The sequence below is a fragment of the Streptomyces misionensis genome (assembly GCF_900104815.1).
Classification (GTDB): Bacteria; Actinomycetota; Actinomycetes; order Streptomycetales; family Streptomycetaceae; genus Streptomyces; species Streptomyces misionensis.
The window spans coordinates 2,320,795-2,333,021 of sequence record NZ_FNTD01000004.1 but is presented as its reverse complement, the minus strand read 5'-3'; the positions used below and the strand labels follow the sequence as shown (position 1 = coordinate 2,333,021).

At 72.3% G+C, this 12,227-nt stretch carries 10 protein-coding genes; 5 read left to right on the top strand and 5 right to left on the bottom strand.

What is annotated here, in order from left to right; genetic code table 11:
* The first annotated feature begins 196 nt into the window (after nt 1–196).
* Nucleotides 197–3,736, top strand: coding sequence for a DNA polymerase III subunit alpha (gene dnaE, locus BLW85_RS12210; RefSeq protein WP_070028567.1), 3,540 nt, complete (start codon nt 197–199; stop codon nt 3,734–3,736).
* A 78-nt stretch (nt 3,737–3,814) separates the two neighbouring features.
* Here the strand turns inward: dnaE and BLW85_RS12205 are convergent, their stop codons facing one another.
* Nucleotides 3,815–3,997 carry a hypothetical protein gene (locus tag BLW85_RS12205; RefSeq protein ID WP_070028566.1) on the bottom strand — a complete coding sequence of 61 codons (183 nt, stop codon included), beginning with the start codon at nt 3,995–3,997 and terminating at the stop codon, nt 3,815–3,817.
* A 225-nt stretch (nt 3,998–4,222) separates the two neighbouring features.
* On the opposite strand from BLW85_RS12205, the gene BLW85_RS12200 reads away from it, so the two are divergent.
* The 4 genes from BLW85_RS12200 (at nt 4,223) to BLW85_RS12185 (ending at nt 8,119) form a co-directional block, all read left to right on the top strand.
* The gene (locus BLW85_RS12200; RefSeq protein ID WP_074992055.1) at nt 4,223–5,440 is read left to right on the top strand and encodes an NYN domain-containing protein; all 1,218 of its coding nucleotides are present in this window, start codon (nt 4,223–4,225) and stop codon (nt 5,438–5,440) included.
* A 73-nt stretch (nt 5,441–5,513) separates the two neighbouring features.
* Nucleotides 5,514–6,527 carry an ABC transporter ATP-binding protein gene (locus BLW85_RS12195; RefSeq protein WP_074992054.1) on the top strand — a complete coding sequence of 338 codons (1,014 nt, stop codon included), beginning with the start codon at nt 5,514–5,516 and terminating at the stop codon, nt 6,525–6,527.
* A gap of 73 nt (nt 6,528–6,600) precedes the next feature.
* Nucleotides 6,601–7,422, top strand: a complete 822-nt coding sequence (locus BLW85_RS12190; protein ID WP_070028563.1) for an ABC transporter permease — start codon at nt 6,601–6,603, stop codon at nt 7,420–7,422.
* A gap of 34 nt (nt 7,423–7,456) precedes the next feature.
* Nucleotides 7,457–8,119 (top strand): AAA family ATPase, encoded by a 663-nt coding sequence (locus BLW85_RS12185; RefSeq protein WP_070028562.1) that lies wholly within the window; start codon nt 7,457–7,459, stop codon nt 8,117–8,119.
* On the opposite strand, the gene ybaK is transcribed toward BLW85_RS12185, so the two are convergent.
* The 4 genes from ybaK to BLW85_RS12165 form a co-directional block, all read right to left on the bottom strand.
* Entirely contained in the window at nt 8,103–8,606 is a 504-nt protein-coding gene (ybaK, locus tag BLW85_RS12180; RefSeq protein ID WP_070028561.1) for a Cys-tRNA(Pro) deacylase, read from the bottom strand. The genes BLW85_RS12185 and ybaK overlap by 17 nt on opposite strands.
* Nucleotides 8,607–8,634: 28 nt before the next feature.
* Nucleotides 8,635–9,375 carry an LON peptidase substrate-binding domain-containing protein gene (locus BLW85_RS12175; RefSeq protein ID WP_070028560.1) on the bottom strand — a complete coding sequence of 247 codons (741 nt, stop codon included), beginning with the start codon at nt 9,373–9,375 and terminating at the stop codon, nt 8,635–8,637.
* Between the two features lie 11 nt (nt 9,376–9,386).
* Nucleotides 9,387–10,472: a hypothetical protein gene (locus tag BLW85_RS12170; RefSeq protein ID WP_425275331.1), complete on the bottom strand. Its 1,086-nt coding sequence runs from the start codon at nt 10,470–10,472 to the stop codon at nt 9,387–9,389.
* A gap of 175 nt (nt 10,473–10,647) precedes the next feature.
* Entirely contained in the window at nt 10,648–12,225 is a 1,578-nt protein-coding gene (locus tag BLW85_RS12165; protein ID WP_070028559.1) for an oxidoreductase, read from the bottom strand.
* Nucleotides 12,226–12,227: the final 2 nt, after the last annotated feature.

Below are 12,227 nucleotides of genomic sequence, written 5' to 3'. Positions count from 1 at the left end.
GTGCGTCACTGAGCGCTCGTCCGTACGACGGCGCCTCCGCCGTGTCCAACGGCCGACGCCACGCGGGAGTGCCCGGTTCCCGCACGGGGTCCGCCGGGACGGCCCACGGCGCCCGGCGGCGGGGCATAGACTTCGACGCTGTCCCCCCAGAACCGTCCGTCACTCGTCACCCAGCGTTCCCCGTGGAGGCCATACCGTGTCAAAGCCGCCGTTCACGCACCTGCACGTCCACACCCAGTACTCGCTGCTGGACGGTGCCGCGCGGCTGAAGGACATGTTCAACGCCTGCAACGAGATGGGCATGACGCACATCGCCATGTCCGACCACGGCAACCTGCACGGCGCGTACGACTTCTTCCATTCCGCGAAGAAGGCCGGGATCACCCCGATCATCGGGATCGAGGCGTATGTCGCCCCCGAGTCCCGGCGCAACAAGCGCAAGATCCAGTGGGGCCAGCCGCACCAGAAGCGCGACGACGTCTCCGGTTCCGGCGGTTACACCCACAAGACGATGTGGGCGGTGAACAAGACCGGTCTGCACAACCTCTTCCGGCTCTCCTCCGACGCCTACGCCGAGGGCTGGCTCCAGAAGTGGCCGCGGATGGACAAGGAGACCATCGCGCAGTGGTCCGAGGGCATCGTCGCCTCCACCGGCTGCCCCTCCGGCGAGGTGCAGACCCGGCTGCGCCTCGGCCAGTTCGACGAGGCCCTCAAGGCGGCCAGCGAGTACCAGGACATCTTCGGCAAGGACAAGTACTTCCTGGAGCTGATGGACCACGGCATCGACATCGAGCACCGGGTCCGCGACGGACTGCTGGAGATCGGCCGGAAGCTCGGCATCCCCCCGCTGGTCACCAACGACTCGCACTACACCTACGCCCACGAGGCGGGCGCCCACGACGCGCTGCTGTGCATCCAGACCGGCAAGAACCTCTCCGACCCCGACCGCTTCAAGTTCGACGGCACCGGCTACTACCTGAAGTCCACGGACGAGATGTACGCCATCGACTCCTCGGACGCCTGGCAGCAGGGCTGCGCCAACACGCTCCTCGTGGCCGAGATGGTGGACACCACCGGCATGTTCGAGAAGCGCGACCTCATGCCCAAGTTCGACATCCCCGAGGGCTACACCGAGGTCACCTGGTTCAAGGAGGAGGTCCGCCGCGGCATGGAGCGCCGCTTCCCGGGCGGCATCCCCGAGGACCGCCAGAAGCAGGCGGACTACGAGATGGACGTCATCATCTCGATGGGCTTCCCCGGCTACTTCCTCGTGGTCGCCGACTTCATCATGTGGGCCAAGAACAACGGCATCGCGGTCGGCCCCGGCCGAGGCTCCGCGGCCGGTTCGATCGTCGCCTACGCCATGGGCATCACCGACCTCGACCCGATCCCGCACGGCCTGATCTTCGAGCGGTTCCTCAACCCCGAGCGCATCTCGATGCCCGACGTCGACATCGACTTCGACGAGCGCAGGCGCGCCGAGGTGATCCGGTACGTCACCGAGAAGTACGGCGCCGACAAGGTCGCGCAGATCGGCACCTACGGCACCATCAAGGCCAAGAACGCGATCAAGGACTCGGCGCGCGTGCTGGGCTACCCGTACGCGATGGGCGACCGCATCACCAAGGCCATGCCCGCCGACGTCCTCGGCAAGGGCATCCCGCTGTCCGGCATCACCGACCCCAACCACCCCCGCTACTCGGAGGCGGGCGAGGTCCGGGCGATGTACGAGAACGAGCCGGACGTGAAGAAGGTCATCGACACCGCGCGTGGCGTGGAGGGCCTGGTCCGGCAGATGGGCGTGCACGCGGCCGGCGTGATCATGTCCAGCGAGACCATCACCGACCACGTCCCGGTCTGGGTCCGGCACACCGACGGTGTGACCATCACACAGTGGGACTACCCGAGCTGTGAGTCGCTCGGCCTGCTGAAGATGGACTTCCTGGGCCTGCGCAACCTCACGATCATGGACGACGCGGTCAAGATGGTGAAGGCCAACAAGGGCCTCGACATCGACCTGCTGTCGCTGCCGCTGGACGACCCCACGACCTTCGACCTGCTCCAGCGCGGCGACACCCTCGGCGTCTTCCAGTTCGACGGCGGCCCCATGCGCTCGCTGCTGCGGCTGATGAAGCCCGACAACTTCGAAGACATCTCCGCCGTGTCGGCCCTGTACCGGCCGGGCCCGATGGGCATGAACTCCCACACGAACTACGCCCTGCGCAAGAACGGGCAGCAGGAGATCACGCCGATCCACCCCGAGCTGGAGGAGCCGCTCAAGGAGGTCCTGGACGTCACCTACGGCCTGATCGTCTACCAGGAGCAGGTGCAGAAGGCCGCCCAGATCATCGCCGGCTACTCGCTCGGCGAGGCCGACATCCTCCGCCGGGTGATGGGCAAGAAGAAGCCCGAGGAACTGGCGAAGAACTTCGTCCTCTTCCAGGAGGGCGCGCGCAAGAAGGGCTACAGCGACGAGGCCATCCAGGCGCTGTGGGACGTGCTGGTCCCGTTCGCCGGCTACGCGTTCAACAAGGCGCACTCGGCCGCGTACGGCCTGGTGTCGTACTGGACCGCCTACCTCAAGGCCAACCACCCGGCCGAGTACATGGCGGCGCTGCTGACCTCGGTCAAGGACGACAAGGACAAGTCGGCGGTCTACCTCAACGAGTGCCGCCGCATGGGCATCCGGGTGCTCCCGCCGAACGTCAACGAGTCCGAGTCCAACTTCGCCGCCCAGGGCGACGACGTGATCCTCTTCGGCCTCTCCGCGGTGCGCAACGTCGGCACCAACGTGGTCGAGTCGATCATCAAGTGCCGCAAGTCGAAGGGGAAGTACTCGTCGTTCCCCGACTACCTGGACAAGGTCGAGGCGGTGGTCTGCAACAAGCGCACCACCGAGTCGCTGATCAAGGCCGGCGCCTTCGACACCATGGGCCACACCCGCAAGGGCCTCATGGCGCAGTACGAGCCGATGATCGACAACGTGGTCGCGGTCAAGCGCAAGGAGGCCGAGGGTCAGTTCGACCTCTTCGGCGGCATGGGCGACGACGCCGGCGACGAACCCGGCTTCGGGCTCGACGTGCAGTTCGGCGAGGACGAGTGGGACAAGACCTACCTCCTCGCCCAGGAGCGGGAGATGCTCGGTCTCTACGTCTCCGACCACCCGCTGTTCGGCCTCGAACACGTGCTGTCCGACAAGGCCGACGCGGGCATCTCCCAGCTCACCGGCGGCGAGCACGCCGACGGCGCGGTGGTCACCATCGGCGGCATCATCTCGGGCCTGCAGCGCAAGATGACCAAGCAGGGCAACGCGTGGGCGATCGCCACCGTCGAGGACCTGGCGGGCTCCATCGAGTGCATGTTCTTCCCCGCCACCTACCAGCTGGTCTCGACCCAACTGGTCGAGGACGCCGTGGTGTTCGTCAAGGGCCGCCTCGACAAGCGCGAGGACGTGCCCCGGCTCGTCGCCATGGAGCTGATGGTCCCGGACCTGTCCAACGCGGGTGCCAACGCGCCGGTGGTCCTCACCATCCCGGCCACCCGGGTCACCCCGCCGATGGTCAGCCGGCTCGGCGAGATCCTCAGCCACCACAAGGGCGACAGCGAGGTCCGCATCAAGCTCCAGGGCCCGCGCAAGACCACCGTGCTGCGCCTGGACCGGCACCGGGTCAAGCCCGATCCGGCGCTCTTCGGCGACTTGAAGGTGCTGCTCGGCCCGTCCTGCCTGGCGGGCTGAGCGCGCCCGTGTCCGCGCGAGAGGGGCGCACCCGTGGCGGGTGCGCCCCTCTTTCACACAACGGGCGTCAACAGCCCTTTAGTTGTGGCCGAAGCTCTTCTGCTTCCGGCCGCGCCCGGTATCACCGGAGCTGCCCTGGATGTGCGACACCGGGGACTCGTGGGACTCCGCGGTGTGCTGCGTCTGCTCCTGGGCGTGACCGGCCTGCTGCGCCGCGCGGTTCTGCGAGCCACCCTGCTTGCGGTTCTTGTTCTTGGCCATGGTGATCTGCCTCCTGCGGGGGATCTAGGGGCCAGGGCCGGATTCAGATTCACATACGCTGACATCAATCGCATGTCGGACAATTACCCTGTGTGACAGGGTAGGTTGGCGAGTAACAGCCGCAAACGCCACGCCGAAGATCGAGTTCGGGCCGTTAACCCCCGCGCGGTCGGGCAGACTCGAAGGAAGTCCGAAGCAAAACCTCCCGGGAAGAGGGTGAGTCGCGTGGACCGCTGCATCGTCCTGGTGGACGCCGGGTATCTGCTGGGCGCAGCCGCCAGCCTCCTCGCGGGCGAGCCCTCGCGGTCCCGGATCACCGTCGACCACACCGCACTGATCCAGGCGCTGCGCGACCGCGCGGAGTCCGACACCGAACGGCCCCTGCTGCGCATCTACTGGTTCGACGGCGCCCCCGACCGGGTCCCCCAGCCGGAGCACCGCCGGTTGCGCGTCATGCCCCGCGTCACCGTCCGGCTCGGCGCCCTCACCCGCAGCGACGGGCGCTGGGCGCAGAAGGGCGTGGACGCCGCCATGCACGCCGAGCTGACCGAGCTGGCCCGCAACCGGGCCTGCTCCGACGTCGTCCTCGTCACCGGCGACGGCGATCTGCTGCCCGGCATGATGGCCGCCAAGGAACACGGCGTCGCCGTCCACCTGTGGGCCGTCCAGGCCGCGGACGGCGACTACAACCAGTCCGAGGACCTGGTCGCCGAGGCCGACGAGCGCCGCGTCCTGGACCGGGCGTGGATCACCCAGGCCGTCCGCGCCAAGGAACTGACCGGCGTGTGCGCCCCGCCGCCCGTGCCGCGCCCCGAGATCGCCGCGATCCTCTCCGCCCCGCTGCCCGAGTCCGCGCTCGCGGCGGCCGGCGAGCGCACCGCCGCCCGGGAGTCGCGACCGGCCGCCGCGGCCACCGAGAACGGCACCCAGGAGCGGGTGCCCGCCCCCAAGGGCGTGCCCACCCCCAAGGACCTCGCCGCGCTGCGCGCCCCCGGCACCCCGTCCGCCGCGCAGCCCGCCACCGCGACCCTGCGCTGGTCCTCCGACAAGGGCTGGGTGGACCGGCCGGGCACCGTCTCGGAACCCGCCGAGGCCGCCGCCATGCCCACCCTGGCCCAGCTCACCACCGCCGAGCAGCGGTGGGCCGACCGCGAGGAGGACATCACCACCGTCGGCGGCGACCCCTACGAGGTCGGGCAGGTCTTCGCCCGCCGCTGGATGTCCCGGCTCGGCGACCAGAGCCACCTCCAGCGGCTGTCCCAGATGTACCCGCGCATCCCGCACCGCATCGACGGCGAGCTGCTGCGCTACGCCGCCCGCTTCGGCCTGCTCGCGCACAAGGACGACCAGATCGACGAGCACGACCGTTACGCCATCCGGGCGGGGTTCTGGCGCGAGTTCGACGTCCCGGCCGCCGCCGAGCAGGCGGCCACGGGGGAGTGAGCCCCGTGTCCGGCACCGGTTCGGGCGGCCCCAAAGACGAGTAAAGGGCCCCGACCCCGTACCCTCTCCCCTTGTGAGTACGCGCGTGGGGCAGGCACTTCGGCAGGACGAGGTCGTCCGTGTGCGCGGGCTCGGCAAGACCTACCCGGCCGTCAAGGGGCGGCGCGGCGCCCCCGGCACGCCCGAGGTGCGGGCCACCGACGGCCTGGAACTCACCGTACGGCGCGGCGAGATCTTCGGGCTGCTCGGACCCAACGGCGCCGGCAAGTCCACCCTCGTGCGCCAGCTCACCGGCCTGCTGCGACCGGACACCGGCAGCGTCGAGATCCTCGGCCACGACATCGTGCGCCACCCCGAACGCGCCGCGCGCCTCCTCGCCTACCTGGGTCAGGAATCGACCGCCCTGGACGAGCTGACCGTCTCCCTCGCCGCCGAGACCACCGGCCGGCTGCGCGGCCTGGACGCGACGCGGGCGCGGGCCGAGCGGGACGCCGTGCTGGAGGAGCTGGGGCTCACCCCGATCGCCGGGCGGGCGCTGAAGAAGCTGTCCGGCGGGCAGCGGCGGCTCGCCTGTTTCGCCGCCGCCCTCGTCGGCGAGCGCCCGCTGCTGGTCCTGGACGAGCCGACCACCGGCATGGACCCGGTGGCCCGGCGCGCGGTCTGGGCGGCCGTGGACCGGCGCCGCGCCCAGCACGGCACCACCGTGCTGCTGGTCACCCACAACGTCATCGAGGCCGAGACCGTGCTCGACCGGGTCGCCGTGCTCGACCGGGGCCGGGTCATCGCCTGCGACACCCCCGCCGGCCTGAAGGAACAGGTCGCCGGCGAGGTGCGGGTGGAGCTGGTGTGGCGGGAGCGCGCACCGCTGGACGTGCCCGAGGTCGCCGTGCTGCGCGAGCGGGCGGTGGAGTCCGGCCGGCGCTGGACGCTGCGGCTCGCGCCCGAGGAGGCCCGCGCCGCCGTCGCCACGGTGACCGGCGGTGCCGCCTTCGCCGCGCTGGACGACTTCACCCTCGCCACGCCCAGCCTGGAGGACGTCTACCTCGCGCTGGGCGGCGCCGCGCGGCGGGGGCTGGTGAAGGCGTGAGCACACGGGCCGCCGTACGCACCGGGGTCGGTACGACCACCGCAGGCGCCGCAGGGAAGAGGAGCAGCACGTCGTGAGTGTCGTACCCGCGCAGGTTCTGCCGGACGGAGCCCGGACGGTGCCGGAGGCGGTGCCGGCCGCGGCGCCGCTCGCCCCGGCCGCGCGGCTGTGGCCGTCCCTGGTGGCCGTGTACCGGGCACAGCTGTCCCGGGCCCGGGTGTCCAGGATCCCGCTGCTGTTCGTGGCCACCTTCCAGTCCGTCGGCATCACCGTGATGATGCGCGGGGTCGTCGACAACGGGTTCGAGGCGCGGTCCGTGGTGGCCGGCTCGTCCGTGCTGGTCGTCGCCTACGTCGCGCTGAACCTGCTGGCCCAGTACTTCGGGCAGCTGCGGGCCGGCGGCGGGCTCGACCACTACGCCACCCTGCCGGTGCCGCCGGCCGCGGTGGTGCTGGGCGCGGCGGCGGCGTACGCCTCCTTCACCGTGCCGGGGACGCTGGTGACCGCCGTCTTCGGCTGTGCGCTGTTCGGGCTGCCGCTGTCCAACCTGTGGGTGCTGCTCGCGGTCGTCCCGCTCGCCGGGGCCGCGCTGTCCGGGCTCGGCGCGGCGCTGGGGCTGCTCGCGCCCCGGCCCGAGCTGGCCACGCTGCTCGGGCAGCTGGGCATGTCGGCCGCGCTGCTGCTGGGCGTGCTGCCCGCCGACCGGATGCCGGAGATCATCCGGCTGGCGCGGGACCTGCTGCCCTCCACCTACGGCGTGGAGGCGTACGCCCGCACGTTCGGGGAACACCCGGACTGGGCGGTCGTCCTCGCTGACCTGGGGGTGTGCGCGGGTGTCGGGGTGGTCTCGCTGGCCGTCGCGGCGTGGGCGTACCGCAGGGCCGCCGTCCGATGACGCGACGCACAGGCCGACCTGGCACGATGTCAGGGTGACCGCACCGCTGAATCCGCCACCGCCGCCGCACGACGACTCCGCGCACCAGGTCTGGCAGACGCCGCCCGCCGGGGTGCCGGTCGCGGGCGCTTACCAAGAGGACGGCCCCGGGATGAAGACCGAAGCACGCGAGGCCGCAGTGATCACCCTGGTGGTGACCGTGGCCGGGGCGCTGCTCGGACTGCTGTGGTGGTGGCTGACGCCGCACGTGCCGCTGGTCGGCGAGGTGTCCGGCCGGACCTGGACGGTCTACCTCAAGGACAGCGAGGGCGAGCAGGCGATCGGGGTGGACGGCACGTTCACCCTGCTGGCGCTGGCGTTCGGCGCGGTCAGCGGGCTGGCGGTGTTCCTGTGGCGGCGCCGGGGCGGCGTACCGCTCGTCGTGGGCCTGGCGCTCGGCGGGCTGCTCGGCTCGGTGCTGGCGTGGCGGCTCGGCGTCTGGCTCGGTCCCACCTCCGACGTGATCGCGCATGCGCGGGCCGTCGGCAAGGGGGTCACGTTCCCGGCGCCGCTGCGGCTCGGCGCGAAGGCGGCGCTGCTGTCCTGGCCGTTCGCCGCCGTCCTGGTCCATCTGGGGCTGACGGCGTTGTTCGGCCCCCGCGACCCCGAACCGCAGCAGCCGGGCGAGGGGCCGGAGTCCTTCACCCCCGCCCGATAGGCGCGAGCACCGCCCCCGTCAGCTCGGCCAGATCGCCCGGCGCCAGTTCGACCTCCAGGCCCCGCCGCCCCGCGGACACGCACACGGTGGCGTGATCGCGGGCGGAGGAGTCCAGGACGGTGCGCAGCCTCTTGCGCTGGCCGAGGGGGGAGATGCCGCCCCGGACGTAGCCCGTGGTGCGTTCGGCCAGGGCGGGGTCGGCCATGGTCGCGCGCTTGCCGCCCACCGCCGAGGCCAGTGCCTTGAGGTCGAGGGTGCCGGCCACCGGGACCACGCCGACGACCAGCGTGCCGTCGACGTCGGCCACCAGGGTCTTGAAGACCCGGTCGGGGGAGACGCCCATCGCCTCGGCCGCCTCCTCGCCGTAGGACGGGTGGGAGGGATCGTGCTCGTAGGCGTGGACGGTGAACTCCACGCCCGCCGCGGTCAGCGCCACCGTCGCCGGCGTCCCCCCGGACTGCTGCTGCTTCTTCGACTTCTTCGCCATCGCTGTCTGCGGATCCCTCGGTTCGTACTCAGTTCAGGCTGGTCGGCGACCGCGTCAGCTCGAACGCGGGCAACGACGGCAGGGTACGGATGATGGCGGTCTCCCCGCGCAGCAGTTTCAGCTCGTCCCGCAGCCGGGACGCGGTGTCCGGCGCCTGGAGCAGCCGCTGCTTGGTCGGCGTGTCGTGCACCATCGCGGCGGCCACCAGGTACGACACCACGCTCGGGTCGTCCGGCAGCTCCGCGCTCGTCGCGAGCGAACGCTCCCGTGCTCCCGCCAGCCGCTTCTGGTACTGCCGGAACGCCCGCAGCACGCCCTCGGCGAGCGCCCCCGCCTCGTCGCCCGGCTCCTCCGCCAGCTCCTCCAGCTCGGCCGTCAGGAAGGGGCCCGAGGCGTCCACGGACAGCAGCCGCACCCGGGTCGTCCCGGTCGCCAGCACCTCGAAGCCGCCGCCGGTGCGCTCCCGGATGGTCGCCGCGTCGGCCACGCAGCCCAGTCCGTGGAAGGCCTTGAGCGGGTCCGGGCCGAAGCCCGCGGCGGGGCCCCGCTCGGGCTGCGCCGTGGGGTCGGGCATGCCGGGGGCGCTCGGCGCCACCTCGTACCCGTCGCGGATGGCCACGACGGCGAACCGCCGCGGCTCGTCCTCCGGGGTCTTCAGCAGCTCGCGCATCATGGCGCGATAACGCTCCTCGAAGACGTTCAGCGGCAGCACGAGTCCTGGGAAGAGGACCGTGTTCAGCGGGAACAGGGGCAGACGGACGGTGGTCACGGCGCCCCAGCCTAGTGGTCGGCGGCGCGGCCGTGTCCGCGGTGGGCGGGCAGAAGGTCCTCGGGACCCGGCGGCAGACCTGCCGGGACGGGCGCTCCGGCCCCCGTCAGCAGGTGCCGGCGGAGCCCCAGGAAGTACCCGAGGGGGTCGTCGGAGAACCGGTCCCACGGGCAGGAGGTGACGTACGGGCCGATCAGCCGCAGCTGGCCGAGGGCGTCCTGCGGGCGGTCCAGGCGCAGCAGGACGTACAGCAGCGTGTTGCGTACGCCGGCGGGCCAGGGGTCGGCCGGGGCGAAGCACGCCGACAGGGCGATCGCACGGTCGGCCGCCGCGTCGAGCCGGTCCCGGGCGACCCCGGGACCGCCGCCGTCGAGCAGACAGGCCAGGGCGGCCCGCACGGGCAGCGCCTGGACGAGCGAGTCGGCCGGGGCGTCCTGCGCTGCGAGTTCGGCGAAGTCGAAGCACTCGCGGTGCGCGGCGCTGGGCGCGTGCGGCGTGTCGCCGAACCGGACGCAGCAGTAGGCGGCCAGGTAGCGCAGGGCGGCCACATGGCAGCCGTAGTGGTGCGGGGCGCGGCGCAGCGCCGCCGCCCACAGTTCCTCGAAGTAGCGGTGCCCGGCCCGCGAGCCGCGCGCGTGGTCCAGTGCGATCCGCCAGGGCACCGGATCGCGGTCGTCGGCCCGCGCGGCGGCGGTGATCAGCGGGCTCACCTCGCGCAGCAGCTCGGCGCGGGCCGGCGACGACCACACCCGGTCCACCGCCAGCTGGGCCGCGACCAGCAGGGCGTTCGGGTCGTCCCGGTCGGCCGCGCGCCAGTTCTCGAACCACTCGGGGCGCAGCCGGGCGAAGGCGGCCAGCCGCCGTGCGTAGCGGTCGTGGTTCTCCCACTGGGCTGCGGCGCGGGTGGCGGCCAGCAGTTCGGCCGCGGCCCGGTACTCGCCCCGGCCGGCCGCGACCAGCGCGGGCGAGAGCCGGTCGTCGGGCGCGTCGAGCACCGCCTCGTCCCCGTCCGGGATCCGGCCGGCCGGGCGCGCGGGGCGCTTGGACATCCAGGTGCGGCGGAGGAACGAGGACAACGGAACCATGGTGCGGACCATTGAAAGTCCGCAGGTCGGGACAGCGCCAGAGGCTTGGGGGAAGTTGTCGAAGGTTGTGCGACCGAGGGTCAAGGAGCGGTAAAAGGTATGTGTTCTATTTTTGTACGACTGGTGGGGGTCTTACGGACACCGCGGCCTGTCGGCAAGGCCCCGTGCCGCGCCTCGGCGAGGCGGCTCAGCTGCGCCGCAGCAGCCGGGTCGCTCCTGCCGCCACCGTCGTCGCCAGGACCCAGCCCAGCATGACCATCGCGGCCGACAGCCACTGCCAGCCGCCGCGCAGCTGCCACTCGCCGGCCTGGCCCAGGTCGATCACCGGGAGCAGCAGGTCCAGCGTGAACAGGGCCGGACTCCAGTAGGGATGCTGGTCGTGGTTGGTCGGGGGGTGGTCGGCGTGCGAGAAGGCGAGGGTGCCCGCCGCCCACAGCACCGCCATCCACACCGCGGCCCGGCCGGGCCGGTAGCCGTAGGCGACCGTCCAGTCCTGGGCGTACCCCCACAGCTTCCCGGCCGGCGGCAGCGTCTCGCGGCGGCGGCGCTGCTTGGCGAGCAGCACCTCGCGCGCGTCCTCGTCCTCGCCGGCCTCCCGCAGCACCGCGGCCAGCCGCTCGTACGGCTCCGGGGCGTACTCGGCGGTGGCCGCCGCCACCCAGTCCAGCCGCCGGGTCAGCGGGAAGGGGCCCTGCGGCACCAGGTTCTCGTAGGTGAAGCCGCCCATGTGCAGCCGTCCGGCGCCCGGCCAGGCGCCCGCGCGGTCCACCAGGTTGACGATCCGGGCCCCCGACAGCACCACCTTGCCGCGCTGCGGGCCGTCCCCGAGGAAGCGCAGCTCGGGGGCGTGCACCCGGCGCAGCGACAGCTCCTGGTCGTCGGTGAGGGTGAACCTGGCCCGCTCCAGGTCGACCGCGTCCCCGAACCGCCCGTCGTCCAGGCGCAGCCCGCCCTGGCACTCGAACCGCTGGATCCGGGTGCCGCGGGCCGGCGTGGTGCCGCTGAGCAGCGGATTGCCCACCCCGGCCGGGGTCAGGTACAGGGTGCGCTCCACGCTGAGCTGGGGCGCGTTCAGGGCCAGCCGCGAGTACGGGTTGTACAGCCGCGCGCCGCGCAGGCTCAGCGAGACCCCGATCTGGGCGCCGCGCAACCGCAGCTCGCCGTGCGACTCCAGCAGCTCCGCCTGGAGGTCCTGGCCGACGCTGAGGCCGTCCGCCGCGATCGACCGCCCGCCCCGGTCCCGGTACACGACCGCCTGGTTGAGCAGCAGGTCGGTGCCGATGTGCGCGTCGGTCAGCCGGACCCCGTTCTGGAACCGGCAGCGGGGCAGATGGAGATCGCCCTCGGTCTGCAACCGGGCCGCCTCCAGGCGCGGCACCGAGCAGTTCACCAGGCGCAGCGTGGTGAACCGGGCCTCCGGCAGCAGCACCTGCTCGTCGAAGCGGCAGTCGCGCAGCTCCGCGTACGGCCGCACGGTGCCGCCCGCCAGGTCCAGACTGCCGGTGACCCGCACCCCGGCGAGCTTCAGCGCGGACACCCGGCCGGCCAGCGCCGGCGGTCCGTCCAGCAGCAGCCAGGCGATGATGCGCGCCCGCACGGACCGCTCGGGCCCCCAGGGATGGCCGCCGTGCGGATCGTCCACGACGCTGTCACCGCTGCTCAGGTCGTACACACTGCCGTTGCGGAAGGCCTGCCACATGCCCGCCTCGGCCGCGGTCAGGTCGTCCGGCAGGTCCCCGGCGCTCAGGCCGGCCACCTCGGTCACCG